We start from the raw sequence: 24,431 nt of genomic DNA, 5'->3' as shown, positions 1-24,431 counted from the left end.
CCCGCCGCTCGGGCTCGTGCCGGATTGGGCCCCAGGCAAGGACCGCCGCCAGCGGCTAAACTCCCGTTTCTCCCTTTCCTACTGCCGTGACGCATGTCCGCCGATCCTGCCCGCTCCGCTCCCGAACTCCCGTCCGACACCGCCGCCGGCGCGGTCAAGCAGGATTTCATCCGCCAGATCGTTCGCGACGACCTGGCCAGCGGCAAGCATCAAGCGATCCGGACCCGCTTCCCGCCCGAGCCCAACGGCTACCTGCACATCGGCCACGCCAAGGCGATCTGCCTGGACTTCGGCGTCGCCAAGGAGTTCGGCGGGCGCTGCAACCTGCGCTTCGACGACACCAATCCGGCCAAGGAAGATCCCGAGTACGTCGCCGCGATCCAGGAAGACGTGCGCTGGCTGGGCTTCGACTGGGCCGAACTGCGCCACGCCTCGGACTATTTCGAGGTGTTCTACCTCGCCGCGCAGAAACTGATCCGCCAGGGCGACGCCTTCGTCTGCGACCTCAGCGCCGAGGAAGTGCGCGCCTACCGCGGCAGCCTCAACGAACCGGGCCGCAACTCGCCCTATCGCGAGCGCAGCGTCGAGGAGAACCTGGACCTGTTCGCGCGCATGCGCGCCGGCGAGTTCGCCGACGGCGCGCGCACCCTGCGCGCCAAGATCGACATGGCCTCGGGCAACATCAACCTGCGCGACCCGGCGCTGTACCGGATCAAGAAGGTCGCCCACCAGAACACCGGCGACGCCTGGCCGATCTATCCGATGTACGACTTCGCCCATTCGCTCAGCGACTCCTGCGAGGGCATCACCCATTCGCTGTGCACGCTGGAGTTCGAAGACCACCGCCCGCTGTACGACTGGTGCGTGGGCAAGGTCGACCTGCCGAACTCGCCCGAGCTGCTGGCGCCGCTGCTGGCCAAGGGTTATCCGAACGAAGCCGCGATCCCGCGCCAGATCGAGTTCTCGCGCGCCAACCTCAACTACACCGTGATGAGCAAGCGCAAGCTCATGGTGCTGGTGCAGGAAGGCCTGGTCGACGGCTGGGACGACCCGCGCATGCCGACCCTGCAGGGCATCCGCCGCCGCGGCTACACCCCCGCCGCGCTGCGCCTGTTCGCCGAGCGCCTGGGCGTGAGCAAGCAAAACTCGCTGATCGATTACTCGGTGCTGGAAGGCTGCCTGCGCGAAGACCTCGACGCGGCCGCGGCGCGGCGCATGGCGGTGATCGACCCGCTCAAGCTGGTCATCGCCAACCTGCCCGACGCGCACGAAGAGTCGCTGACCTTCTCCAACCATCCCAAGGACGAGAGCTTCGGCAGCCGCCAGGTGCCGTTCTCCAACCAGCTGTGGATCGAGCGCGAGGACTTCGAGGAAGTGCCGCCGAAGGGCTTCAAGCGCCTGATCCCGGGCGGCGAAGTGCGCCTGCGCGGCGCCGGCATCCTGCGCTGCGACGAGGTGATCAAGGACGAGGCCGGCAAGATCGTCGAGCTGCGCGGCAGCCTCGATCCCGAATCGCGCCCCGGCATGGCCGGCGCCGACCGCAAGATCAAGGGCACCATCCACTGGGTCAGCGCGCGCCACGCGGTCGCGGCCGAAGTGCGCCTGTACGACCGCCTGTTCGACGTCGCCGCGCCGGACGACGACAGCGACGGCAAGACCTACCAGGACCACCTCAATCCGAATTCGCGCCGCACCGTGACCGGCTACGTCGAGCCGGCCGCGGCCGCCGCCGCGCCGGAGCAGTCGTTCCAGTTCGAACGGGTCGGCTATTTCGTCGCCGACCGCCGCGATCATCGCGCCGAGCGTCCGGTGTTCAACCGCAGCGTCACCTTGCGCGACACCTGGAGCGCGCAGGCATGAGCCCGAAGATCGTCCACCGGCTGAAGGCCGACGTGCGCCTGGCCCTGCCGGACTGGGTCGACGCGGCGGTGGACCGCCAACGCGCTTACCACGACGACGAGGACAAGGTCGCGCTGGCCGTGGAGCTGTCCCGGCGCAATGTCGAAGCCGGCACCGGCGGTCCGTTCGGTGCGGCGATCTTCGATGCCAACGGTTATGTGGTCGGGGTCGGAGTGAACCGGGTCGTGCCGCAGAACTGCTCGGTCGCGCACGCCGAAATGATGGCGTTCATGTGCGCGCAGGCGGCGCTGAGCGCGTTCCGGCTCAACGAGATCGGGCCGATGACCCTGGCCACGTCGTCCCAGCCCTGCTGCATGTGTTACGGCGCCAGCTTCTGGGCCGGCATCGACCGCATGCTGATCGGCGCGCGCTCCGAAGACGTGATGCGCCTGACCGAATTCGACGAAGGCCCGCTGCCGGCGGACTGGATCGGCGAGTTGGAACGGCGCGGCATCGCCGTGCGCCGCGATCTGCAGCGCGACGCCGCCTGCGAAGTGCTGCGGCATTACGGCGAAAGCGGCGTGGCGTATTGAAACAGTTGCCTGTAGGAGCGGCTTGAGCCGCGACAACCGAAGCGGTTGTCGCCAGCGCCGCCGCCGAAGCGCGATTGGCCGCCCCGCAGTGTTCGGCCAGCCCGCTTCCGCTCATCGCTTCGGTTGCCGCGGCTCACGCCGCCCCTACAAATTCTTCATTACCGCGCGAATCCGACCATGACCGACTCCGCCCTGTTCTGCTGGTGCCGCGCCGGTTTCGAGCCCGAACTGGCCGCCGAACTCAACGAACGCGCCGCCGTCGCCGGCCACCCCGGCTACGCCCGCACCGAGCGCAACAGCGGCTACGTCGAATTCATGGTCGAAGACGCCGCCGCGCTGTCGCGCGCGCTGCCGTGGTCGAAGCTGATCTTCGCCCGGCAGAAACTGGTGCGCCTGGCCGACCTGCGCGGGCTGCAGGCCAGCGACCGGATCGCGCCGATGCTGGCCGCGCTGGAGGCGATCGCCGGCAGCGGGCTCAACGTATCGATGTTCGGCGAGCTGTGGGTCGAACACCCCGATTCCGATGCCGGCAAGCCGCTGGCCGGGCTCGCGCGCAGCTTCGGCAACGCACTGCGCCCGGCGCTGCGCAAGGCCGGCTGGCTCAGCCGCGAAGACGACCCGCGCCGGCCGCGCCTGCACGTGGCCTTCCTGGCCGGCGACCACGCGGTGCTGGCGATGTCCGACCCGCACGACAGTTCGCCTTGGCCGCTCGGCATCCCGCGCCTGCGCATGCATCCCGACGCGCCCAGCCGCTCCGCGCTCAAGCTCGAAGAAGCCCTGCTGACCCTGCTCGACGCCGACGAGCGCGAGCGCCGCGTGCGCGACAACATGCAGGCCGCCGACCTCGGCGCCGCGCCCGGCGGCTGGACCTGGGTGCTGATGCGCAACGGCATGAAAGTGACCTCGGTCGACAACGGCCCGCTGCGCCAGGCCCTGCTCGACAGCGGCCGGGTCGATCACCTGCGCGCCGACGGCTTCTCCTGGCAGCCCAAGCGCTCGCTGGACTGGATGGTCTGCGACATGGTCGAACAGCCGGTGCGGGTCGCCGAACGCATGGCGACCTGGTTCCGCGAGGGCTGGTGCCGGCAGGCGATCTTCAACCTCAAGCTGCCGATGAAGAAGCGCTGGGAAGAGACCCGGCTGTGCCTGGAGACTTTCGAGTACCAGGCGCACCGGCCGCTGATCGTGCGTGCGCGCCAGCTCTATCACGACCGCGAAGAGATCACCGTGTTCGCTGCGCCGAAGTAAGCTGCCCTCATCGCCGCGACGCGGCTATCCAAGGAAGGATCGTCATGCACCGCCACCGTTGCGCCCCGGCCCGCCTGCGCGCCGCCGCGTTCGCCCTCGCCGCCGCCCTCGCCTGCGCCAGCGCAGCGGTGCCGGCCGCGCCGCCGGCGCGGCCGTCCTGGAACGAAGCGGCGGTGATCGAGGAGGCCACCGGCGGCCGGCTCACCGGCACCCGCGGCGAGTACTACGACGACAGCTGCGAAGAGCGCATCGGCTACACCGCCAAGGCGGTCGACCTCAATGGCGACGGCCGCCCCGAAGTGTTCACCGAGCTGGAATCCGAATGCCTCGGCGGCCGCATCGGCGTATCGCTGGATCTCTACATCCGCGATGCGCGCGGCCGATGGAAAGCGCAGTTCGGATTTCCTGCCGGCTACAACATCCTGCCGAGCAAGCACCTGGGCTACCCCGACCTGGAAATGACCGGGCCGGGCCTGTGCGCGCCGGTGTGGCGCTGGAGCGGCACGCAGTACGCGCTGCACAAGCCCTGCCCGCGCTGAGCCGCGCCACGCGCAGCGACACGCGTTTGGCCGGGCTTCATCGATGTGCAAGCGCCATCAACGCGCGACGCCGCTCGCAATGCGCACGCTCCGGCCTCGCGTATTCAGCGCCGGTTGCGCGAATTGATCCGCGCTTGACCCGCGCCGTTCTAGCGTCGCCTCGTCCCCAAACGCGAGGCTGCGACCATGAAGCGACACGCGATGAAGCGACACCCCCTCCTCGCCCTGGCGATCGCGACGGCTTTCGCCGGCGCGGCGACGGCGCAGGTGCCGTCCAAGGTGCAGGCCAAACACGATGCGGTCGAAAAGGCGGACGTCGCCGCGGCCGATGCACGCGCGGCGCGCGAGAACGCCATCACCGCGCAAGCGGCGGCGCAGGCCGCCGCGGCGACCCGCGATCAGGGCGCCTCGAGCGCGCGCGGCGCGATCGCCGCCGAGGCCACCACGCAGCAGGCCAGGCAGTCGGCCGCCGATGCCCAGACCGCGGCGCACCAAGCGATCCGCGCCGCCGACGAAGCGCGCTCGGCACAAGCCGCCGCCGTCGACGGCAGCAATCCGCAAGGCGCCGCCGAGCAGGCCCGCGCGGCGATGATCGAAGCGCGCACCGCCAGCGCGATCGCCACCGACGCCAGCGGGCTCGCCCGCGCCGCCGCCGCGGCCACCGCCGAAGCCAATCGGTTGCCGGGCACGGTGGTCGCGCCGCCGTCGGACGGCCGCGATGTCGACTTCCTCGTCGTCGACGCTAACGCCGACGGCAGCATCAGCCGCGAGGAAGCGCGCGCGCACACCGCCTTGAGCGCGAACTTTCTCGCCGTGGACGTCGACGCCGACGGCCGCATCAGCCGCGGCGAGATCGACGGCTGGCGCCGCTGAGCCGGCGCGCCGACGGACCACGTCGACAGATCCGCCCGCGAACGCTCCCGCCGGGAAGCGTTCGCGGGACTGCGGGCTCGGACTGCATCGACGCATGCCGCTGAACTCTCCGGATACCCGCTTTCGCGGGCATGAGCGCAGCAGAGCAGACTGTCCACGCGCGGCAGACGCCGCGCCCCTTCCATCGCCGTCCCCGCTCCCGCGAAGGCGGAAACCCGCGCTTCATCCGGGCAGATCGGCGACGTTCCGCAGGCCCGCTTCGGCGGGCACGACGGCCGGGGCGTGCGAGGTTCCGCTGGCACCGTCCCGCTGCGCCGGCCACCGCCGTCCGCACCTTCGTCCGTACCGTTTCGCGCCCGCAGCGGCGGCAGGCGCTTGCGCCCCTAGTACTTTCGGCTGCCCTCGGCATCCTCCGCGTTTGCGCCGCCGGCGCATTGCGGCATAGTGCCTCGCTCCTCCTCCGCTCCGCCGTCGCAATGACCGCCACGCCGATCGCCCTCGACGCCGCCCGCCCGCTCGACCGCCGCGACGCCCGCACCCTGCTGCTGTCGGCGCTGGGCGGCGCGCTGGAGTTCTACGATTTCGTCATCTTCGTCTTCCTGACCGCGACCCTGCGCCAGTTGTTCTTCCCGCCGGGCATGCCGGGCTGGCTGGGCGAGTTGCAGGTGTACGGGATCTTCGCCGCCGGCTACCTGGTGCGGCCGATCGGCGGCATCGTCATGGCCCACTTCGGCGACCGCTCCGGGCGCAAGCGCATGTTCGCCCTCAGCGTGTTCCTGATGGCGGTGCCGACCTTGTGCATCGGCCTGCTGCCGACCTATGCCCAGATCGGCGTCGCCGCGCCGCTGTTGCTGCTATTCCTGCGCATCGTCCAGGGCATCGCGATCGGCGGCGAAGTGCCGGGCGCCTGGACCTTCGTCGCCGAACATGCGCCGCCGGGCCGAGCCGGCTTCGCCTGCGCCAGCCTCACCGCCGGCCTGACCGCGGGAATCCTGATCGGTTCGCTGATCTCCGCCGCGATCAATACCTGGTTCGCCCCGGCGCAGGTGCTGGATTGGGCCTGGCGCATCCCGTTCCTGATCGGCGGCGTGTTCGGTTTCCTCGCCGTGTATCTGCGCCGCTGGCTCAGCGAGACGCCGGTGTTCGCGGCGATGCGCGAAAGCCGCCAGCTGGTGCGCGAGCTGCCGCTCAAGCAGGTATTGCGCGATCACCGCGCCGGCGTGGTCCTGTCGATGCTGGTCACCTGGCTGCTGACCGCGGCGATCGTGGTGATCGTGCTGATGACCCCGACCCTGGTACAGAGCCAGTTCGGCATCGCTCCGCAGCGCGCCTTTCTCGGCAACAGCCTGGCCGCGTTCTGCCTCACCCTCAGCGCGATCGGCGGCGGCCTGCTGGTCGACCGACTCGGCCGCGGCCGCGCCCTGTTGATCGGTTCGCTCGGCGTGCTCGCATCGAGCTATGCGCTGTATTACGACCTCGCCCACGGCGGGGCGAACTTCCTGCCGCTGTACGCGCTGGCCGGCACCTGCGTCGGCGTGGTCGGAGTGATCCCGGCGGTGATGGTGGCCGCATTCCCGCCCGCGGTGCGCTTCTCCGGGCTGTCGTTCTCCTACAACGTCGCCTATGCGGTATTCGGCGCGCTGACCCCGCCGCTGATCGGCCTGCTGACGCCCAAGCTCGGCGGCATGACCCCGGCCTATTACGTGATGGCGGTGGCGGCGATGGGCGCGCTGGTAGCAACGTACCTGCTGCGCACCCGGCGCGCGTTCCACGAGCACTGAGCGCACACGCCCGCGCTCAACACACCATCACGAAGCGGGCGAAGAAGATCCAGAGGCCGAGCAACCAGCAACCCAGCATCGGCGCCAGCCCAGCCAGCACCCACAGCGCGCGATGCAGCGTGCGCCGGCCGCGCGAACCACGCAGCGCCAGCAGCGGCATCGCCAGCCCCAGCAAGACGAACGCCCCCAGGATCGCCCAGCCCAGCGCCCAGAACAGCGGCGACTTCTCGCCCGCTTCCGGCGGGCATTGCCGCGTCGCCTGGGCGAGCGCGGGCCATAACAGGCAAGCGAATGCAGCGGCGATCGAACGCGCGTTGCGGATCATGGTGTCGGCATCTCCCTGCCAGGCAGCGGCGACGGCTACAGGCCCGCCGCGCGTTTCCAGAAATAGTGGGTCAGCGGCGGCAGCTTGCCGGCCAGGCCGAGCAAGGGCCCGCGCAACAAGGTCGCAGCCAGCTCGTCGTTGGAGAACAGCTTGTTCAAGCCGTCGAAGCCGTGAGCCGCGAGCGCGTTCTCGCTGCGCCGCGTGCGCGCCCAACGCGCCAGCCGGTGCGGCGAACCCGGGTCGACGCCGCGCCGTTGCGCCTGGCGGAACAGGGCGCGCAGGCCTGCGACGTCGCGCAGGCCGAGGTTGACGCCCTGACCGGCCAACGGATGCACCACGTGCGCGGCATCGCCGGCGACCACCACCCGGCCGGCGAAATAGCGCTGCACCAGCTGCCGCCGCAGCGGGAACGCCGCGCGCGCCGAGACCGCGGTCAGCGCGCCGAGGCGGCCGTCGAAGGCGCGTTCGAGTTCGCCCAGGAAAGCGCCGTCGTCGATCGCGAGCAGGCGCTCGGCCTCGCGCTCGGGCAAGGTCCAGACGATCGAGCTGCGCCGATCGCGCGCGCCGGGGTCGCCGACCGTCGGCAGGAAGGCGATCGGGCCGCTGGGCAAGAACCGCTGCCAGCAGGTCGCCTGGTGGCTCAGCGCGCTGTCGACGTAGGCGACCAAGCCGCGCTGATGGTAATCGTGGCCGTCGGCTGCGATGCCGGCCAGGCGGCGTAGCTGCGACTCGGCGCCGTCGGCGGCGACCAACAGGCGCGCGCGCAGGCGACGCCCGCCGTCGAGCAGCATGCCGACGCTGTCGGCCGGATCGCGTTCCAGCGCTTCGACCCGGTTCGGGCAATGCACCTGCACGCCGGCCGCCGGCAGCGCCGCCCACAGGCGGTCGACCAGCAGGCCGTGCTCGACGATCCAGCCCAGTTCGCGGCGGCCGAACGCGTCGGCGTCGAACGCCAGCTCGCCGCCGCCGGCCGCGTCCCACACCCGCATGCCGCGGTAAGGCTGCACGCGCGCGTCGCGCACTGCCGGCCACACGCCCAGGTCGTCGAGCAGCGCGGCGTTGTCCGGAGCGAAGGCGTAGACGCGCAGGTCGGGCCGCTCGGCCTGCCAGCGCGGCGGTTCGCGCGCTTCGACCAGGGCCACTTCCAAACCGTCGCGGGCGAACGCCAGCGCCGCGGCGGCGCCGACCACGCCGGCGCCGACCACGACCACGTCGAGCAGTTCGCGCCGACTCATGCGCGGCCTCCGGCGGGGCGCGGCGGGTCGACCGCGTCGCCGCGGCACAACGCCGGCACGTCGCCGCGATAGCCCATCGCACCGCCGACCAGGAACGACTGCGCGCTGGCGACCCGGTCCACCGCGAACAGGCCCAGGCTGCGCAGCGGCCGCAGCAGGCCGCTGTCGTTGGCGCTGATCCGCGCCAGGCCGTCGGAGAACGCGACCGTGCGTTCTCGGTCCGGCAGACGCCGGGCGACGTAGCGGTCCAGCAGGCCCGGCGCACCGCAATCGACGCTGCCGTGCGCGGCCAGTTCGGTTTCGATCAGCTCGGCCAGAGTCATCGCATCGCGCAGGCCGAGGTTGAAACCCTGGGCGCCGATCGGGTGGATGGTCTGCGCCGCATTGCCGACCAGCAACGCGCGCGGTGCGGCGATACGCGCCGCCAGCACCCGGATCGCCGGGTAAAGGCTGCGCGCGCCGCAGTTGAGAAAGCGGCCGCAACGCCAGCCGAAGACCTGTTGGGCGTGGGCCAGGAAGCCGGCTTCGTCGAGCGCGGCGACCGCCTCGGCGCGCGCGCTGGCGACGCTGTGGATCAGGCCGTAGTGGCGGTCGCCGCGCGGCAGCAGCGCGGTCGGGCCGTCGTCGGTCAGGCGTTCGTAAGCGGTGCCGTCCGGCCCGCGCTCGCCGCGCAGCCGGGTCACGAACAGGGTCTGGCCGTAATCGTGTTCTTCGGCGCCGATGTTCAACGCCGCGCGTACCGCGCTGCGGGTGCCGTCGGCGGCGACCAGCAGGCGCGCGCGCAGCACGCGCTCGCCGGCGCCGTCGGCGACCCGCACGCCGCGCCAGCCGTCGCCGGCTTCGGCCAGGCCGGTGAAGCGCACCGGCCGGTAGCGGTGCAGGCGCGGCAGTTCGGCCAGGCGCGCTTCCAGCGCCTCGCCGAAGTCGCGCGCGACCACGATCCGGCCGAACTCCTCGCGCCCGTAGCGCGAGGCCTCGAGCACGGCGCGGCCGAAGTCGCCCTTGCGGCTGATGTGGATGCGCCGGATCGCGCCGGTCGGCGCGCGCAGCTTGGCCAGCACGCCGAGCGCGCCCAGAGCGTTGAGGGTGGCTTCGGCGAAGCTGAGGTTGCGTTCGTCGAACACCGCCGGCAGCGCGCCGGGCGGCGCGGCTTCGATCAGGCCGACGTCGAGGCCGAGCCGATCCAGGGCGATGGTGAGACTGGCGCCGACCAGGCCGCCGCCGACGATGAGCACGTCGTGGCTGGCGTGGACGGCGGCGGGTTGCGGAACGTCTGCATTCATCCGCTCATGATACGGCCGGCTCCGCGCAGCGTGTTTCCGCAGGCCGGTGCGCGGCGCCGGTTCTGCGACATCGTGTCGCGGCGGCGCGAGCGCGGCGATGGCCAGCGCGGGCCCGATCGCGCCGGCCGCCCCCGGGCTGCGGCGGCGACCCGGCCTGCGCCTCGGCGAGCGCTTGGAATCAATCACTTAGCGACCCCGTCCGGCGACCGGCGGCGGAAACCGGCACTTTCATCGCAGGTTCCTTAGAATGTCCGGATTGGCGCGCCATCCGGCGTCAGGAGCCACCGTCATGCAGCCCAACACCCAACGCAGCCTCATCTTCGTCCTGCTCGCCGTGCTGATGGCGGCCACGCGCGTGAACCACTTCACGCCGATTCCGGACGCCTCCTGGGCAGTGTTCTTCATCGGCGGCTTCTACCTGCGCTCGTGGACGCGCTGGGCGTTTCCGGCGCTGATGGCGCTGGCGGTGGCGGTCGACTACGCAGTGATCACCCGCCAGGGCCTGAGCTTCTGGAATCACTACTGCGTCTCGGCGGCGTACTGGTTCCTGGTCCCGGCCTACTTCGCGATGTGGGCCGGCGGCTTGTGGGTCGCGCGCAACTACGCCCGCCGCTGGAGCACGCTGGCGCTGGCCGCGGTCGCCCTGCTGGCGTCGACCGCGATCTGCCAGCTGCTGAGCCAGGGCAGCTTCTACTGGCTGTCGGACTCGGTGGCGAACAAGAGCGTCGCCGGCTGGGCCGCCAACTACATCGAATGGCTGCTGCCCTACCTGCGCACCGCCGCCGTCTACGTCGGCATCGCCGCGCTGGTGCAGGCGATCGCTGCCGGCGCCGCCAAGTCCAAGGCCGGCGCGCCGGGCGCGGACGACGCGCACAAGCGCTGAGTCCGCCGCGGCGATGGGCAACCGCCTCTCGAAGATCTACACCCGCACCGGCGACGACGGCAGCACCGGTCTCGGCGACGGCAACCGCACCGGCAAGGATTCGGCCCGGGTCGGCGCCTACGGCACGGTCGACGAAGCCAACTCCTGCATCGGCCTGGTATTGGCCGCGGAGCTGCCGCCGGTCATCCGCGAACAACTCGTCGCGATCCAGCACCAGTTGTTCGACCTCGGCGGGGAGCTGTGCATCCCCGGCCACTCGGCGATCTTCGACGCCGACATCGACCGCCTGGAGCAGTGGCTCGACGCGCACAACGACGAGCTGCCGCCGCTGAAGGATTTCATCCTGCCCGGCGGCGGCGAAGCCGCGGCCCGCTGCCATATCGCCCGCACCGTGGTCCGCCGCGCCGAACGCGAAACCGTCGCCCTGGCCCGGATCGAGGACGTGCGCCCGCAAGCGGTGCGCTATCTCAACCGCCTCTCCGACCTGCTGTTCGTGCTGGCCCGCGTGCTGGCCCGCGCCAGCGGCCACGGCGAGGTGCTGTGGAACCACGAGCGGCGCAAGGCCTGACCGCGCCATGCGCGTCTACACGCCCCCGGCCTGCACCCGCCACGACCCCGGCCCGGGGCATGCCGAGCGGCCGCTGCGCCTGGTCGCGGTGACCGAGGCCCTGCGCGAAGCCTTTCCCGCACTCGACTGGCGCGAGGCGCCCAGCGCCAGCCGCGGCCAGCTGCTGCGCGCCCACGACGACGCCCTGCTCGCCCTGGTGCTGGACACCGCGGTCGACGGACCGATGGCGCTGGACCCCGACACCGTGCTCGCGCCGGGCTCGGCCGAAGCCGCCCTGCGCGCGGCGGGCGCCGGCGTGGCCGCGGTCGACGCGGTGCTCAAGGGCGAGGAACGGCGCGTGTTCTGCGCGGTGCGTCCGCCCGGCCACCACGCCACCTACGACACGGCGATGGGCTTCTGCCTGTTCAACAACATCGCCGTCGCCGCCGCTCACGCCTGCGACAAGCACAATCTGGCGCGCATCGCGGTGATCGATTTCGACGTCCACCATGGCAACGGCACCCAGGCGATCTTCGACGCCGACCCGCGGGTGATGTACGTCAGTTCGCACCAGATGCCGCTGTATCCCGACACCGGCTACGCCCACGAGCGCGGGATCGGCAACATCGTCAACGCGCCGCTGCCGCCGGGCACCGGCAGCGAAGGCTTCCGCAAGGTCTGGCGCGAGCGCCTGCTGCCGACCATCGACGGCTTCCGCCCGCAGTTGGTGCTGATCTCGGCCGGCTTCGACGCGCACCGCCGCGACCCGCTGGCCCAGGTCGAACTCGACGGCGAGGACTTCGCCTGGATCACCCGCGAACTGGTCGCCATCGCCGAGCGCCATGCCGGCGGTCGGGTGGTGTCGATGCTGGAAGGCGGCTACGACCTGGCCGCGCTGCGCGAGAGCGCGGTGGCGCACGTGGGGGCCTTGATGGACGCAGCCTGCCCGCCTGTCGGGGCGGCGTAGGCGGCCACTCGACGCCCGGCCGAACCAACGCCGGACTTCTGCGGGACGCCGTACCGCCGCCTCGAACGGCACGACGGCCATCAGCCGGGAAACCGCCGATTCGCCGCCGAACGGGCTTTGCCAAGTGACCGGGGTTCGACGGGGCGCGTATTGCGCCGCTGCGTCACGACCGCCCGGCCGTCGCGACGCCGGTCATTCACCGCCGCCGCTGAGCCTGGCCGTAGGGCCGGGCTTCGGGCGGGCCGCGCATTACGTAGCTTCGGTTCCCTCGAAGCCCAACGCCGCCGAATTGATGCAATAGCGCAGCCCGGTCGGCCGCGGCCCATCCGGGAACACATGCCCCAGGTGCGAGGCGCAGCGCGCGCACTTGACCTCGATCCGGCGCATACCGTGACTCTCGTCGGCGTGTTCGCTGACCGCCTGCGGGTTCAAGGGCTGCCAATAACTCGGCCAGCCGCTGCCGGAGTCGTACTTGGCCTCGGACGAGAACAGCGGCTCGCCGCAGGCGACGCAGGTGTAGGTGCCGGCTTCCTTGTGATTCCAGTAACGGCCGGTGAAAGCGCGCTCGGTGGCCGAACAACGGCACACGGCGTACTGCTCCGGGCTCAGCTGCTCGCGCCATTCAGCTTCGCTCTTGGCGACCGAGGCCGGGTCGGGACGGGGGGACTGGCTCATGGGCTCCTCCGGGTCGGGGCGAGGCGTTCGGGGAAGATGAACGCCGATGACGCATAAATGGCGCTCGCGTTGCCCGCTTGCAAGGGATACGGCAAGCTAACCGCCGTTTTTCCGTCCACCGGATGCTCGCGTGCGCAAACCCCTCCGCCTGCTCCCGTTGTCGCTGTGCATCGCCATCGCCCTGCCCGCGTACGCGGCGGACGACAACGAGAACTGGGGCCTGTGTCCGCTGATCGACGCGGTGCCGTCCTTCGACGACGCCCCCACCCCGACCGGCACCGCCGAGCAACGCGCCGAGCAGCCCACCGACATCGACGGCGGCAGCCTGCAGCGCGCCGGCGCCAACGAGAACATCGTCGTCCAGGACAATGTGCGCCTGAGCCGCGGCGACCAGTTCCTCGGCACCGACACGCTCACCTATAACCAGGAATCCGGCAAGTACACCGCCGAGGGCCACGTCCGTTACCAGGACTCGAGCATGCGCCTGGTGGCCGAGCGGGCCGAAGGCGACCAGAACGCCGACCAGCACCGCATCGACGAGGTCGACTACCAGTTGACTGCGCGCCGCGGCAACGGCGGCGCCGAGCGGATCGAGCTCAACGGCACCAAGGGCTCGCTGCACGGCTCGACCTATTCCACCTGCGCGCCGAACCAGCGCGCCTGGGAACTGCGCGCCCACCGCATCGACATCGATACCGCCGAAGGCATGGGCGTGGCGCGCAGCGCCACCCTGCGGATCGGCAAGGTGCCGGTGCTGTACGTGCCCTGGTTCGTGTTCCCGGTCGACGACCGCCGCCGCACCGGCCTGCTGTATCCGAACATCTCCATGTCGGGCAAGAACGGCTTCGACTGGCGCCAGCCGATCTACCTCAACCTGGCGCCGAACTACGACGCCACCTTGTACCCGCGCTACATGGCGCGCCGCGGCGGCTCGATCGGCGGCGAGTTCCGCTGGCTGTACGAGAACGGCTCCGGCGAGGTCTCGGCCAACTGGATGCCGCACGACGACCTGCCGAACAAGGACCCGCAGCGCTATACCGACTACCGCCGCGACGACCCGCGCGGCCTGTTCCAGATTCCCAAGGACCGCCGCCCGGTCGACAACCGCGGCGAGTTCGCGCTCAAGGCCAGCCATCGCCTCGACGGCACCTGGTACGCCAGCGCCAACCTGGCCTGGGTCAGCGACAAGTACTACCTGCAGGACTTCAGCAACAGCCTGTACGGCCAGTCGGCGATCTCGCTGCGCAGCGAAATCGGCCTGTTCGGCCGCGGCCGCTACTGGGACGCCAGCTTCACCGCCGACCACAACCAACTGGCCGACTTCACCCTGCAGGAAAACTCGCTGGCCTACGATCGCCTGCCGCGCGCGACCTTCCACTGGGCGCAGCCGTGGAACCGCTGGGTCGAGACCGGCGTCGACACCGAGGCGGTGCGTTTCCAGCACGAGGACATGAAGTTCACCCCGGGCGACCCGGCCGCGCCGATCGGGCTGCGCCGCGAGATCCCCGGCGGCAGCCGCTTCGACATCAAGCCCTACGTCAGCTTCCCGCTGGAGGGCGCGTCCTGGTTCATCCGGCCCAAGCTGGCCTACCGCTACACCGCCTACGAGCTGGACGGGAACCTGGCCGCACAGTTGGCCAACCAGCAGGCCGACGACTATGTAAACGCGCATAGCAGAGACACCAATCCGCCGGTCAAGACCGACGAACTGGTGCGCAGTTTCTACAACAAGTCGCCGCACCGCGCCCTGCCGATCACCTCGATCGACGCCGGCATGTACTTCGACCGCCACACCGAAATCCGCGGCGAAAGCTACCTGCACACGCTGGAACCGCGCGTGTTCTACCTGCGCGCGCCGTACCGCGACCAGGACGGCCTGCCGCTGTTCGACACCAACCCGATGTCGTTCAGCTGGGGCGCGCTGTTCCGCGACAACCGCTATTCCGGCGCCGACCGCCAGACCGACGCCAACCAGCTCACCACGGCCCTGACCACCCGCCTGATCAGCGAGGCCGACGGCCGCGAGCGGCTGGCCGCCAGCATCGGCCAGATCCAGTATTTCGACGACATCCGCGTCACCGCCGGCGCCGAACAGCCGATCAAGCAGGGCAAGTCGGCCTGGGTGGCCGACGTCAGCGTCTCGCCCAGCGACCGCTGGACCATCAACGCCACCTACCAGTGGGACCCGCGCCTGCGCAGCGAGGACGTGGCCAGCCTGCGCGCGCGCTACCTGTTCGGCAATTCCGGCGTGGTCAACTTCGCCTACCGCTACCGCCGCAACCTGGCCGCGCTGCCCGACGCCCGCCGCGAGGACCGCGACCAGTACGAGCAGGCCGACTTCTCCTTCCTGTACCCGATCAACGACAACTGGAGCGTGGTCGGCCGCTACTACTACTCGATCAAGGACAAGCGCCCCCTCGAGCAGATCGCCGGCGTGCAATGGGAAAGCTGCTGCCTGGCGGTGCGCGCGATCGCCCGCCGCTACCAGCGCAACCGCTCCGAAGACCTCAACAGCTCCTTTCAGGTGGAGTTCGAACTCAAGGGTCTAGGCTCGGCCGGCCAGAACACGGAGCGCGTTTTGCGCCGTGCTATTCTCGGCTACAACCGCGACGACCTGTACCTGACGCCGCCGTCTCCCACGGTCAGCCGCGAAAACCGCGGCGCCGACGCCGACTCGACCCTCGACCCGACCCTATGAACAAAATTTTCGCGAGCCGCCCGCTCCTTGCGAGCCCGGTTTTGGCAAGTCTGCTGGCCGTCGGCTCGTTGTTCGGCGGGGCGGCCTACGCCCAGGACACCCAGCCGATCGACCGCATCGCCGCGGTGGTGGACGAGGACGTGATCCTCAAGACCGAGCTCGACCGGGCCCTGGCCAACATCCTCAGCCAGTACGCCGGGCGCAGCGAACAGCTGCCGCCGCGCGACGTGCTCGAGCGCCAAGTCCTGGAGCGCCTGATCCTGGTCAAGATCCAGGTCGCCCAGGCCCTGGGCACCGGCGTTCGGGTCGGCGATCCGGAGGTCGAGCAGGCCATCGCCGGCATCGCCAATTCCAACCGCATCAGCGTCGACCAGCTGCGCCAACAGGTCGCCCGCGACGGCAGCTCGTTCGCCGACTTCCGCAGCTCGGTCCGCGACGAATTGCTGATCCAGCGCCTGCGCCAGCGCTTCGCCCAGACCCGGGTCTCGGTCAGCGACGCCGAAATCGACGCCGCCCTGGCCGCCCAGGCCAATTCCGGCACCCAGTACCACCTGGCCCACATCCTGATCGCCCTGCCCGAAGGCGCCACCCCGGAGCAGATCGCGACCGCGCAGAAGAAGGTCGACGGCGTCAAGGCGCTGATCGACAAGGGCGAGATGGACTTCAACGCCGCCGCCGTCCGCTATTCCGACAGCCCCAACGCGCTGGAAGGCGGCGACCTGGGCTGGCGCAGCATGGACGAGATCCCGGCCGCGTTCGCCGAGCTCATGCGCAAGATGACCCCGGGCCAGGTCACCGAGCCCTTGCGCGGCGCCAGCGGCTTCCAGCTGCTGAAGCTGGTCGAGGTGCGCGACGCCTCGCAGAGCGGCCCGAAGATGGTCACCCAGTACCACGCCCGCCACATCCTGATCCGCACCAACGACAACGTCAGCGACGCCCAGGCCAAGGCCAAGGCCGACACCCTGCGCGCCCGCCTCGCCGGCGGCGCCAAGTTCGAGGACGTGGTCAAGGAAAGCTCGGAAGACCTGACCTCGCAGACCAAGGGCGGCGACCTGGGCTGGTTCATGCAGGACGAGTTCGGTCCGGAGTTCGGCGGCGCCGTCGCCGCGCTGGCCGACAACGAAATCTCCGCGCCGGTGCGCACCCAGGCCGGCTACCACATCGTCCAGCGCCTCGGCACCCGCCAGAGCGACGTCTCCGACCAGAGCAAGCGCGCCCAGGTCCAGGAGACCATCGGCCGGCGCAAGCTGGAAGAAGAGTGGAACCGCTTCCTGCGCGAGAAGCGCGGCGAGGCCTATGTCGACTTCCGTATCGGCAAGGGCTCGGAGCAGAACAACCCGCCGGCCGAGCCGGCCAAGCCCGCCACCTCCGGCGGTTGACGTGACCCCGCCCCGGCTCGCGCTGGTGCCGGGCGAGCCGGCCGGCGTCGGGCCGGAGCTGTGCGTGCGGCTGCTGCAGCAACCGCGCGACTACGACCTGATCGCCTACGCCGACCCGCGCAGCCTGCGCGCCGCGGCCGACGCCCTCGCCCTGCCCCTGACCCTGTTGCCCCCGGACCGTCCCTCGCGGGCGCCGGGCGAAGTGGCCGTGGTCGAAATCCCCAACCCCGTGCTGCCGGCCTTCGGCACCCCCGAGCCGGCCAACGCCGCGGCCGTGATCCAGGCCCTGCGCGACGCCGCCCAGGCCTGCCTGGACGGGCGCCTGGACGGCATCGTCACCGGCCCGGTGCACAAGGCCGCGATCAACCAGGGCGGCATCGCCTACACCGGCACCACCGAGCTGCTGGCCGAACAGGCCGGCTGCGAGGTGGTGATGATGCTCGCCAACGCCGTCGTCCGGGTCGCCCTGGCGACCACCCACCTGCCCCTGCGCCAGGTCGCCGACGCGATCCGGCCCGAACCGCTGGCGCGCACCCTGCGCATCCTCGACGCCGCCCTGCGCCGCGATTTCGGCCTGGCGCGGCCGGCCATCGCCGTGCTCGGCCTGAACCCGCACGCCGGCGAGGCCGGGCATCTGGGGCGGGAGGAGATCGAGGTGATCGAGCCGCTGCTGGAACGCCTGCGCGGCGAAGGCCTGAACCTGATCGGCCCGCTGCCGGCCGACACCGCCTTCCTGCCGGCCAAGCTGCGCGGCTACGACGCGGTCTTGGCCATGTACCACGACCAGGGCCTGCCGGTGCTCAAATACAGCGGCTTCGAACACGCCGTGAACCTGACCCTGGGCCTACCCTATCCGCGCGTCGCGGTCGATCACGGCACCGCGCTCGACCTGGCCGGCCGCGGTCTGGCCGACCCGTCCAGCCTGATCGCCGCCGCCACCGCCTGCGCGCGCATCGCGCGCACCCGCCGCCAGACCGGAGCCACGCCATGACCGGCACGGCCAAGACCCATGCCAAGGGCTTCAAGCCCGAAGCGAAAAAACACCTCGGCCAGCACTTCCTGCACGACGCCGGCGTCATCGGCATGATCGTGCACGCCGTCGACCCCAAGCCCGGCGACCGCCTGGTCGAGATCGGCCCCGGCCAGGGCGCGATCACCTTCCCGCTGCTGGACCGCCACGGCGAACTGACCGTGATCGAGTTCGACCGCGACCTGATCTTCCCGCTGACCGAGACCGCGCGCGCCCACGGCACCCTGGAGGTGATCCACCGCGACGTGCTCACGGTGGATTTCAGCGCCCTGGCCCACAACGGCGGGCCGATCCGGCTGGTCGGCAACCTGCCCTACAACCTGTCCTCGCCGATCCTGTTCCATGCCCTGGAGCACGCCGCGGCGATCGTCGACATGCACTTCATGCTGCAGAAAGAAGTGGTCGACCGCATGGCCGCCGCGCCGGGCAGCAAGGTCTACGGCCGGCTCAGCGTGATGCTGCAGGCCTATTGCCAGGTGATCGCCCTGTTCGACGTGCCGCCGGCCGCGTTCCGGCCGCCGCCGAAGGTCGATTCGGCGGTGGTGCGGATGATTCCGCATCCGCCGGAGAAAATCGGCATCGCCGACCACGCGCTGTTCGCGCGGGTGGTCCGCGACGCCTTCGGCCAGCGGCGCAAGACCTTGCGCAACGCCTTGTCGCAGGTCTGCGACGGCGCCGCGATCGAGGCCGCCGGCCTGCGCCCGGACGCGCGCGCCGAGCAGATCGAGGTCGCCGATTTCGTCCGCCTGGCCAACTCGCTCGCCGCCAGCGGCGCGGCCCTGGCCGAACCCGGCTGAGCCGCGCGTTCTCACAACGCGAGGAACCGGCCGTTTTTCCAGTGCAGGAGCGCCGCCCGCTCGGGCGGGGCCGGCGCGCGCCGACGCACATAATGCGGCGCCGCCGCAGTCGCGCTATTTTCCGATCGGGCAACCCGCTCGGGTCCATCGCAGGGACGCGCCGGACGAACTCATTACCGCTTCATCCTTGCTTTGCTTACACTGCCGCCATGGAACACCGTCACGACTACGCCTTCGACATCGACGTCGCCACCCGCTATCTGGACGACCAGTCCGAGCCGGAGCAGGACCGTTATGTCTTCGCCTACACCATCCACATCCGCAATGCCGGCAAGGTGCCGGCGCGGCTGATGTCGCGGCACTGGGTGATCACCGACGCCAACGGCAAGGTGCAGGAAGTGCGCGGCGACGGCGTGGTCGGCGAACAGCCGTGGCTGCGCCCCGGCGACGATTACGAGTACACCTCCGGCGCGGTGCTGGAAACCAGCCTGGGGACGATGGAAGGCAGCTACGCGATGGTCGCCGACGACGGCACCCGTTTCGACGCGCCGATTCCGGCGTTCACGCTCACCGTTCCGCGCACCCTGCACTGAGCGCGGATCGGCTATGAGCGTTTGGGCTATCGGCGACCTGCAAGGCTGTTACGACGCGACCCAGCGACTGCTGGAGCGGATCGCGTTCGATCCGGCGCGCGACACGCTTTGGTTTTGCGGCGATCTGGTGAACCGCGGCGGCCAGTCGCTGGAAACCTTGCGCCTGGTGCATTCGCTGCGCCAGAACAGCGTCGTCGTGCTCGGCAACCACGACCTGTCGCTGCTGGCGATCGGCGAGCGCACCGAGGAAGAGCAGCGCAAGGTCAATCCCGACCTGCAGCGCATCGTGCTGGCCGAGGACCGCAACGAACTGCTGGGCTGGCTGCGCATGCAGAAACTGGTCCACGCCGACCGCAAGCTCGGCTGGATGATGGTCCACGCCGGCCTGGCGCCGAAATGGACCACCGGCATGGCCGAGCGCCATGCGCGCGAGGTCGAGGAGCGCCTGCACGGCGATCAATACCGGCGCCTGCTCAAGAACATGTACGGCGATCGCCCGGCCTGGAATCCCAAGCTGGCCGGTATCGACCGCCACCGCGCGATCATCAACGTCTTCACCCGCCTGCGCTATTGCACGCCGCGCGGCCGGATCGCGTTCGAGGACAAGGGCAGCCCCGGCACCCAGCCGGTCGGCCTCTACCCCTGGTACGAAGTGCCGGGCCGGGCCGAACGCGATCTCAAGATCGTCTGCGGCCACTGGTCCACCCTGGGGCTGTTCATCGGCCACGGCGTGCACGCGATCGACACCGGTGCGGTCTGGGGCGGCAAGCTCACCGCGCTGCAGCTGGACACCGACGAACTGCGGCTGGTCCAAGTGCCCGGCCGCGACGTGCCGGCGCAACCGCCGCGGCCGCGGCCGCCGCGCCCGCCGCAGGGCGGCTGAGCCGTCCATGCCGCCTGCGCGCCACGGACGGCGTCGCCCTGCGCAGCGGCAGCGCCGTTCGGCCGCGCAGGCCGCGACGGCGCTGCTCGCCGTCGCGCTGCTCGCCGCCTGCTCGCCCGATACGACGCCGCACCCCGAGGGGCGTGGCGACGTCCGCGCCCGGCCGGGGCTCTCGCCGGCGGCGACCGGACCGGCGCCGCCCTGGGTCGCAGCGGCCCGCGCGCAGATCGGCGTGACCCGTTTCTACGACCCGGCCTACGTGCGCCTGGCCTATCCCGGCGGCGACGTCGCCGCCGACCGCGGCGTCTGCACCGACGTGGTGATCCGCGCCCTGCGCAGCCAGGGCCTGGACCTGCAGCAGGCCGTGCACGAGGACATGCGCGCGAACTTCGCCGCCTACCCCGGGCTGTGGGGCGCGACCGCGACCGACCGCAGCATCGACCACCGCCGCGTGCCGAACCTGCGACGCTGGTTCGAACGCCAGCGCTGGTCGCTGCCGCCCAGCGATCGCCCGGCCGACTACCGTCCCGGCGATCTGGTGACCTGGGTGCTGCCGGGCCATCTGCCGCACATCGGCATCGTGTCCGAGCGGCGCGGCTGGAGCGGCCGGCCGCTGATCCTGCACAACATCGGCCGCGGCACCCAGGAAGAAGACCTGCTGTTCGCCTATCCGATCACCGGCCGCTATCGGCCGCAGGCGGCCGCTATCGCCGCCTGGGCGCGGCGCGCCGATGCCGGCGCGGAAACCGCCGCGGCGCCGTAGCGCCGACGCTCAATCCATGCCGACGCGCAGGTAGTCGACGAATTCGAACGCGAACTCGTTGCGCGCGTCGGCCGCATGCGACTCGCGCGCGGTCACCCGCCATTCTTCGCGATCGAAGCGCGGGAAATAGGCGTCGGCGTTCTCGACCTCGGTATCGACCCAGGTCAGGTGCAGTCGCGCCGCGGCCGGCAGGCACAAGGCATAGACCTCGCCGCCGCCGATCACGCACAGCTCCGGCGCGCCTTCGGCCTGCACGCCGTGCAAGGCCTGCTCGACCGAATCCACCGGCTCCATGCCCGGAAAGGGCGCCCGCGCCGAGCGGGTCAGCACCAGGTTGCGCCGGCCCGGCAGAGCCCGGCCCAGCGACAGCGCGGTCTTGCGCCCCATCAGCAGCGGCTTGCCCAGAGTCAGCGCCTTGAAGCGCTTGAGATCGTCGGCCAGCCGCCACGGCAATGCGTTGTCGCGGCCGATGGCCAGCTTGCGGTCGAGGGCGGCGATCAATACCAATCGGGTCATGCGCACGGGCTCCGTAACGGAAGGACGAACGGCGGCCTCAGCGCCCGCCGCGCAAGGCCTCGGACAGGCGCCCGCGCGAAGCGAAATCCCATTGCCCGCCGTACTCGATGTCGTCGAGTTTCCACTGCCCGTCTTCGCGCAACAACAGCGCGCGGTCGGTCCAACGGCTGACCTCGCTCGACGGCGGCTCCCGGTAACTCAATTCGATCTCGAAGCTTTCGCGATCCGGCCCCGACACCGTGCGCGCGCCGATCCGATAACCGGTCGGGCCTTCGTACAGGCTGGAGAAAAGATCGCCGTCGACGAAAGGCGGCTTTTCGTCCGGGTGCGCGGCGATCGCCGCATCGCGTTCGCGCGCGGCGCCGGCGATCAGGCCGAGCAGACGCTTGGACAGCAGCGGACGATAGCGCTGCATGGCCTCGCCGTCGGGCAAGCCGCCGCTGCGGATATCGACATGAACGCGGTAGAAGGCCTCGGCGACGGCCTGCGCGCTGTCGCCGCGCACGGCGTCGGCCGCGCGGGCGCTCGGCGCATGCTGCGGCCGCTCGCCGGCCGAGCCGCATGCGGTCGCCATCGACGCGAACAAGATCGCAAAGCACCAGCCGGCAACACGGTATCGCTGCATGAGGTCTCCTAAGGCGCCACCGACGGCGCCGGTGACGCTCACGCTACTGGGGCGCCGGTTCGAACCGCGTGTAGCGCAGTCGCGCGAGCCGCCGGCTCAGACCGCGACCGGCGCCTTGATCGCCGGCCACGGGTCGTAGCCTTCGATCGCGATGTCGTCGTAGCCGAAGCCGAACACGTCCTTGATCCCGGGATTGAGCTTCAGCGTCGGCAGCGCGCGCGGCGCGCGCGCGAGCTGCTCGCGCGCCTGCTCGAAGTGGTTCGAGTACAGGTGCGCGTCGCCGAGGGTGTGGACGAAATCGCCCACGCCCAGGCCGCAGGCCTGCGCGACCATGTGGGTCAGCAGGGCGTAGCTGGCGATGTTGAACGGCACGCCGAGGAAGATGTCGCCGCTGCGCTGGTACAACTGGCAGCTGAGCTTGCCGTCGACCACGTAGAACTGGAACAGCGCATGGCAGGGCATCAGCGCCATCCGCGGCAGGTCGGCCACGTTCCAGGCGCTGACGATCAGCCGGCGCGAGTCGGGATTGCGCTTGATCTCCTCGACCACCCAGTGGATCTGGTCGACCTCGACCCCGTCGGCGCCGGACCAGCGCCGCCACTGCTTGCCGTAGACCGGGCCCAGCTCGCCGTCGGCGTCGGCCCACTCGTCCCAGATGCTGACCTTGTGTTCCTTCAGATAGGCGATGTTGGTCTCGCCCTTCAGGAACCACAGCAGCTCGTGCACGATCGAGCGCAGGTGCAGCTTCTTGGTCGTGACCAGCGGGAAGCCCTGGTTCAGATCGAAGCGCATCTGCCAGCCGAACACGCTGCGGGTGCCGGTGCCGGTGCGGTCGGACTTGTCGCTGCCGCGTTCCAGCACATGACGAAGCAGGTCGAGATATTGCTGCATGGTCAGCCCTTCGCCGGTTCGGCCGCGGCCGGCTGCGGTTGCAGCGTCGGCGAACGGGTCGACAGCCACAGCCAGAACAGGCCGAGCACGATCAGCGGCGTGCTCAGCACCTGGCCCATGGTCAGCCAACCGAACGCCAGATAGCCGTGGTCGCCGATCTGCGCATCGGGCACGCGCACGAACTCGACCAGGAAGCGGAAGCAGCCGTACAGCAGCGCGAACAGGCCGGACACCGCATAGCGCGGGCGCGGCTTGCGCGAGAACCACCACAGCGCCAGGAACATGACCAAGCCTTCCAACGCCGCCTGGTACAGCTGCGAGGGGTGGCGGGCGAAACGCTCCAGCGCGCCGGCGGCGAACTGGGTCTGCAACTGCTCGCTGGTCCAGCCGGCGAACTCCGGCGCGCGCGGGAAGATCACGCCCCAGCCGGCTTCGGTGGGCTTGCCCCACAACTCGCCGCCGATGTAGTTGCCGAGCCGGCCGAAGCCCAGCCCGGGCGGCACCAGCGGGGCGATGAAATCCATGCTGTCGAAGAAGTGCGTGCGGTGCCGGTGCGACCACCACAGCACCGCGGCCATCACGCCGAGCAGGCCGCCGTGGAAACTCATGCCGCCTTCCCAGATCCGGAACAGCATCAGCGGGTCCTTCGCCAGCTCGGCGAAGTTGTAGAACAGCACATAGCCGATGCGGCCGCCGAGCACGACGCCGAGCATGGCGTAGAACAGCAGATCGCCATAGGCCTGCTCGCCGACCCCGGGCAGGCGCCCGGCGCGGACCCGCTGCCGGCCCAGCCACCAGGCGGTGACGAAGCCGAGCAGATACATGATCCCGTACCAGTGGACTTGCAGCGGGCCCAGGCTCAGGGCGATCGGATCGATCTGGTGCAGGATGGTCATGCGGCGGGACGGCTCGGGGGACGATGACCGCCGTATTGTGCCCGAGCCGGCCTGTACCCGGGGTGCCGGTTGCGGCCGCTGCGGACCGCGCGCTCGCGTCGCGGCGCGCTACAGCAACACCGGCCGGTCCGGCAGCTCGTTGCCGCCCGCCGCCGCATCGGCCGGGCCGCGAGGGAAGTGTTCGGCGACGATCTCGCTCAGCGCCGCGATGCCGGCGATCACCGCCGCCTCGGCCTCGCCGGCGGCCAGGCCGCGCTGGATCGACTCGCATACCGCCTGCCAACGCTCGTCGCCGACCCGCGCCGCGTAACCGCGGTCGGCGACGATTTCGATCCGGTGCTCGGCCAGCAACAGGTACAGCAGCACGCCGCTGTTGCCGGCCGTGTCCCACACGCCGAGTGCGGCGAACGCCGCCCGCGCCGCCGCGCGCGCGTCGCGCCCGGCCCACAGCGCGCGCCACGGCAAGCGCTCTTCGACCGCGAAGCAGACCTGGCCGCGATGGCGCGCCTCGCCGGCGGCGATCGCCGCCGCGATGCGCTGCAGGCTCGCTTCCGGAAACAGGCGCCGCGGGG

General features: G+C 70.8%; 25 protein-coding genes. 16 read left to right on the top strand and 9 right to left on the bottom strand.

Features of this window, described 5'->3' with window-relative positions; all coding sequences use genetic code 11:
- Positions 1 to 93 precede the first annotated feature (93 nt).
- The 6 genes from TX83_RS15640 (at position 94) to TX83_RS15615 (ending at position 6,873) form a co-directional block, all read left to right on the top strand.
- On the top strand, positions 94 to 1,860 hold the full coding sequence (locus tag TX83_RS15640) for a glutamine--tRNA ligase/YqeY domain fusion protein (RefSeq protein ID WP_064748897.1): 1,767 nt from the start codon (positions 94 to 96) through the stop codon (positions 1,858 to 1,860).
- Positions 1,857 to 2,432: a nucleoside deaminase gene (locus TX83_RS15635; protein WP_064748896.1), complete on the top strand. Its 576-nt coding sequence runs from the start codon at positions 1,857 to 1,859 to the stop codon at positions 2,430 to 2,432. The genes TX83_RS15640 and TX83_RS15635 overlap by 4 nt, the downstream gene beginning before the upstream one ends.
- Before the next feature lie 177 nt (positions 2,433 to 2,609).
- Positions 2,610 to 3,680 (top strand): 23S rRNA (cytidine(2498)-2'-O)-methyltransferase RlmM, encoded by a 1,071-nt coding sequence (rlmM, locus tag TX83_RS15630; RefSeq protein WP_064748895.1) that lies wholly within the window; start codon positions 2,610 to 2,612, stop codon positions 3,678 to 3,680.
- A 44-nt stretch (positions 3,681 to 3,724) separates the two neighbouring features.
- On the top strand, positions 3,725 to 4,219 hold the full coding sequence (locus tag TX83_RS15625; protein WP_064748894.1) for a hypothetical protein: 495 nt from the start codon (positions 3,725 to 3,727) through the stop codon (positions 4,217 to 4,219).
- Positions 4,220 to 4,420: 201 nt separating this feature from the next.
- Positions 4,421 to 5,092, top strand: a complete 672-nt coding sequence (locus TX83_RS15620) for a hypothetical protein (protein ID WP_064748893.1) — start codon at positions 4,421 to 4,423, stop codon at positions 5,090 to 5,092.
- A 476-nt stretch (positions 5,093 to 5,568) separates the two neighbouring features.
- Positions 5,569 to 6,873: an MFS transporter gene (locus TX83_RS15615; protein ID WP_064748892.1), complete on the top strand. Its 1,305-nt coding sequence runs from the start codon at positions 5,569 to 5,571 to the stop codon at positions 6,871 to 6,873.
- Between the two features lie 16 nt (positions 6,874 to 6,889).
- Here TX83_RS15615 and TX83_RS23405 read toward each other — a convergent pair whose 3' ends face one another.
- Genes TX83_RS23405 through ubiH form a run of 3 tightly spaced genes read right to left on the bottom strand, consistent with a single transcriptional unit; the run spans position 6,890 to position 9,716 of the window.
- Positions 6,890 to 7,198, bottom strand: coding sequence for a hypothetical protein (locus TX83_RS23405; RefSeq protein ID WP_064748891.1), 309 nt, complete (start codon positions 7,196 to 7,198; stop codon positions 6,890 to 6,892).
- A 35-nt stretch (positions 7,199 to 7,233) separates the two neighbouring features.
- On the bottom strand, positions 7,234 to 8,433 hold the full coding sequence (locus TX83_RS15605) for a UbiH/UbiF family hydroxylase (RefSeq protein WP_064748890.1): 1,200 nt from the start codon (positions 8,431 to 8,433) through the stop codon (positions 7,234 to 7,236).
- Positions 8,430 to 9,716 (bottom strand): 2-octaprenyl-6-methoxyphenyl hydroxylase, encoded by a 1,287-nt coding sequence (gene ubiH, locus TX83_RS15600; RefSeq protein WP_064748889.1) that lies wholly within the window; start codon positions 9,714 to 9,716, stop codon positions 8,430 to 8,432. Before ubiH ends, TX83_RS15605 begins: the two co-directional genes overlap by 4 nt.
- A gap of 289 nt (positions 9,717 to 10,005) precedes the next feature.
- On the opposite strand from ubiH, the gene TX83_RS15595 reads away from it, so the two are divergent.
- From TX83_RS15595 to TX83_RS15585, 3 genes are read left to right on the top strand one after another with little or no spacing between them, the layout of a single operon-like run.
- Positions 10,006 to 10,599 (top strand): hypothetical protein, encoded by a 594-nt coding sequence (locus tag TX83_RS15595; RefSeq protein ID WP_064748888.1) that lies wholly within the window; start codon positions 10,006 to 10,008, stop codon positions 10,597 to 10,599.
- Positions 10,600 to 10,612: 13 nt separating this feature from the next.
- The gene (locus TX83_RS15590; RefSeq protein WP_064748887.1) at positions 10,613 to 11,167 is read left to right on the top strand and encodes a cob(I)yrinic acid a,c-diamide adenosyltransferase; all 555 of its coding nucleotides are present in this window, start codon (positions 10,613 to 10,615) and stop codon (positions 11,165 to 11,167) included.
- 7 nt (positions 11,168 to 11,174) lie between these two features.
- Complete coding sequence (locus TX83_RS15585; RefSeq protein WP_064748886.1) at positions 11,175 to 12,113, top strand: histone deacetylase family protein; 939 nt, start codon at positions 11,175 to 11,177, stop codon at positions 12,111 to 12,113.
- A gap of 249 nt (positions 12,114 to 12,362) precedes the next feature.
- Here TX83_RS15585 and msrB read toward each other — a convergent pair whose 3' ends face one another.
- On the bottom strand, positions 12,363 to 12,788 hold the full coding sequence (gene msrB, locus TX83_RS15580; protein ID WP_064748885.1) for a peptide-methionine (R)-S-oxide reductase MsrB: 426 nt from the start codon (positions 12,786 to 12,788) through the stop codon (positions 12,363 to 12,365).
- A 130-nt stretch (positions 12,789 to 12,918) separates the two neighbouring features.
- Between msrB and lptD the strand changes: the two genes are divergently transcribed.
- The 7 genes from lptD to TX83_RS15545 all read left to right on the top strand — a co-directional run bounded on the left by lptD (position 12,919) and on the right by TX83_RS15545 (position 20,931).
- On the top strand, positions 12,919 to 15,486 hold the full coding sequence (gene lptD / locus TX83_RS15575; RefSeq protein ID WP_064748884.1) for an LPS assembly protein LptD: 2,568 nt from the start codon (positions 12,919 to 12,921) through the stop codon (positions 15,484 to 15,486).
- Positions 15,483 to 16,865 (top strand): peptidylprolyl isomerase, encoded by a 1,383-nt coding sequence (locus TX83_RS15570; RefSeq protein ID WP_064748883.1) that lies wholly within the window; start codon positions 15,483 to 15,485, stop codon positions 16,863 to 16,865. Before lptD ends, TX83_RS15570 begins: the two co-directional genes overlap by 4 nt.
- A gap of 1 nt (position 16,866) precedes the next feature.
- A complete protein-coding gene (gene pdxA / locus TX83_RS15565; RefSeq protein WP_064748882.1) occupies positions 16,867 to 17,856 on the top strand; it encodes a 4-hydroxythreonine-4-phosphate dehydrogenase PdxA in 990 nt (329 codons plus the stop codon).
- Positions 17,853 to 18,692, top strand: coding sequence for a 16S rRNA (adenine(1518)-N(6)/adenine(1519)-N(6))-dimethyltransferase RsmA (gene rsmA, locus TX83_RS15560; RefSeq protein WP_064748881.1), 840 nt, complete (start codon positions 17,853 to 17,855; stop codon positions 18,690 to 18,692). The genes pdxA and rsmA overlap by 4 nt, the downstream gene beginning before the upstream one ends.
- A 209-nt stretch (positions 18,693 to 18,901) precedes the next feature.
- The gene (apaG, locus tag TX83_RS15555) at positions 18,902 to 19,285 is read left to right on the top strand and encodes a Co2+/Mg2+ efflux protein ApaG (RefSeq protein WP_064748880.1); all 384 of its coding nucleotides are present in this window, start codon (positions 18,902 to 18,904) and stop codon (positions 19,283 to 19,285) included.
- 13 nt (positions 19,286 to 19,298) lie between these two features.
- Positions 19,299 to 20,168, top strand: coding sequence for a symmetrical bis(5'-nucleosyl)-tetraphosphatase (locus TX83_RS15550; RefSeq protein WP_064748879.1), 870 nt, complete (start codon positions 19,299 to 19,301; stop codon positions 20,166 to 20,168).
- Positions 20,169 to 20,175: 7 nt separating this feature from the next.
- Entirely contained in the window at positions 20,176 to 20,931 is a 756-nt protein-coding gene (locus TX83_RS15545) for a DUF1287 domain-containing protein (protein ID WP_075575196.1), read from the top strand.
- A 9-nt stretch (positions 20,932 to 20,940) separates the two neighbouring features.
- On the opposite strand, the gene TX83_RS15540 is transcribed toward TX83_RS15545, so the two are convergent.
- The 5 genes from TX83_RS15540 to TX83_RS15520 form a co-directional block, all read right to left on the bottom strand.
- Positions 20,941 to 21,447 carry a dihydrofolate reductase gene (locus TX83_RS15540; protein ID WP_186442615.1) on the bottom strand — a complete coding sequence of 169 codons (507 nt, stop codon included), beginning with the start codon at positions 21,445 to 21,447 and terminating at the stop codon, positions 20,941 to 20,943.
- Positions 21,448 to 21,484: 37 nt separating this feature from the next.
- Complete coding sequence (locus TX83_RS15535; RefSeq protein WP_141233523.1) at positions 21,485 to 22,072, bottom strand: hypothetical protein; 588 nt, start codon at positions 22,070 to 22,072, stop codon at positions 21,485 to 21,487.
- A gap of 96 nt (positions 22,073 to 22,168) precedes the next feature.
- The gene (locus TX83_RS15530; RefSeq protein WP_064748899.1) at positions 22,169 to 22,963 is read right to left on the bottom strand and encodes a thymidylate synthase; all 795 of its coding nucleotides are present in this window, start codon (positions 22,961 to 22,963) and stop codon (positions 22,169 to 22,171) included.
- Positions 22,964 to 22,965: 2 nt separating this feature from the next.
- Complete coding sequence (lgt, locus tag TX83_RS15525) at positions 22,966 to 23,859, bottom strand: prolipoprotein diacylglyceryl transferase (protein WP_064748877.1); 894 nt, start codon at positions 23,857 to 23,859, stop codon at positions 22,966 to 22,968.
- Positions 23,860 to 23,967: 108 nt separating this feature from the next.
- The coding region (locus TX83_RS15520) for a TPM domain-containing protein (RefSeq protein ID WP_261370153.1) at positions 23,968 to 24,431 on the bottom strand (464 nt) is incomplete at its 5' end.

It is taken from the genome of Lysobacter antibioticus HS124 (assembly GCF_000336385.2).
GTDB lineage: Bacteria > Pseudomonadota > Gammaproteobacteria > Xanthomonadales > Xanthomonadaceae > Lysobacter > Lysobacter firmicutimachus.
This window is presented reverse-complemented; position numbering and strand designations above follow the sequence as displayed.

Bases quoted from the DNA above. Each gene is read 5' to 3' on its own strand.
- TX83_RS15570 (WP_064748883.1), top strand. From the start codon at position 15,483: ATGAACAAAATTTTCGCGAGCCGCCCGCTCCTTGCGAGCCCGGTTTTG.
- TX83_RS23405 (WP_064748891.1), bottom strand. From the start codon at position 7,198: ATGATCCGCAACGCGCGTTCGATCGCCGCTGCATTCGCTTGCCTGTTA.
- ubiH (WP_064748889.1), bottom strand. From the start codon at position 9,716: ATGAATGCAGACGTTCCGCAACCCGCCGCCGTCCACGCCAGCCACGAC.
- TX83_RS15530 (WP_064748899.1), bottom strand. From the start codon at position 22,963: ATGCAGCAATATCTCGACCTGCTTCGTCATGTGCTGGAACGCGGCAGC.
- rlmM (WP_064748895.1), top strand. From the start codon at position 2,610: ATGACCGACTCCGCCCTGTTCTGCTGGTGCCGCGCCGGTTTCGAGCCC.
- apaG (WP_064748880.1), top strand. From the start codon at position 18,902: ATGGAACACCGTCACGACTACGCCTTCGACATCGACGTCGCCACCCGC.
- TX83_RS15540 (WP_186442615.1), bottom strand. From the start codon at position 21,447: ATGACCCGATTGGTATTGATCGCCGCCCTCGACCGCAAGCTGGCCATC.
- TX83_RS15585 (WP_064748886.1), top strand. From the start codon at position 11,175: ATGCGCGTCTACACGCCCCCGGCCTGCACCCGCCACGACCCCGGCCCG.
- TX83_RS15635 (WP_064748896.1), top strand. From the start codon at position 1,857: ATGAGCCCGAAGATCGTCCACCGGCTGAAGGCCGACGTGCGCCTGGCC.
- TX83_RS15590 (WP_064748887.1), top strand. From the start codon at position 10,613: ATGGGCAACCGCCTCTCGAAGATCTACACCCGCACCGGCGACGACGGC.
- lgt (WP_064748877.1), bottom strand. From the start codon at position 23,859: ATGACCATCCTGCACCAGATCGATCCGATCGCCCTGAGCCTGGGCCCG.
- TX83_RS15605 (WP_064748890.1), bottom strand. From the start codon at position 8,433: ATGAGTCGGCGCGAACTGCTCGACGTGGTCGTGGTCGGCGCCGGCGTG.
- TX83_RS15545 (WP_075575196.1), top strand. From the start codon at position 20,176: ATGCCGCCTGCGCGCCACGGACGGCGTCGCCCTGCGCAGCGGCAGCGC.
- TX83_RS15595 (WP_064748888.1), top strand. From the start codon at position 10,006: ATGCAGCCCAACACCCAACGCAGCCTCATCTTCGTCCTGCTCGCCGTG.
- rsmA (WP_064748881.1), top strand. From the start codon at position 17,853: ATGACCGGCACGGCCAAGACCCATGCCAAGGGCTTCAAGCCCGAAGCG.
- TX83_RS15640 (WP_064748897.1), top strand. From the start codon at position 94: ATGTCCGCCGATCCTGCCCGCTCCGCTCCCGAACTCCCGTCCGACACC.
- TX83_RS15615 (WP_064748892.1), top strand. From the start codon at position 5,569: ATGACCGCCACGCCGATCGCCCTCGACGCCGCCCGCCCGCTCGACCGC.
- TX83_RS15535 (WP_141233523.1), bottom strand. From the start codon at position 22,072: ATGCAGCGATACCGTGTTGCCGGCTGGTGCTTTGCGATCTTGTTCGCG.
- TX83_RS15625 (WP_064748894.1), top strand. From the start codon at position 3,725: ATGCACCGCCACCGTTGCGCCCCGGCCCGCCTGCGCGCCGCCGCGTTC.
- TX83_RS15620 (WP_064748893.1), top strand. From the start codon at position 4,421: ATGAAGCGACACCCCCTCCTCGCCCTGGCGATCGCGACGGCTTTCGCC.
- TX83_RS15550 (WP_064748879.1), top strand. From the start codon at position 19,299: ATGAGCGTTTGGGCTATCGGCGACCTGCAAGGCTGTTACGACGCGACC.
- msrB (WP_064748885.1), bottom strand. From the start codon at position 12,788: ATGAGCCAGTCCCCCCGTCCCGACCCGGCCTCGGTCGCCAAGAGCGAA.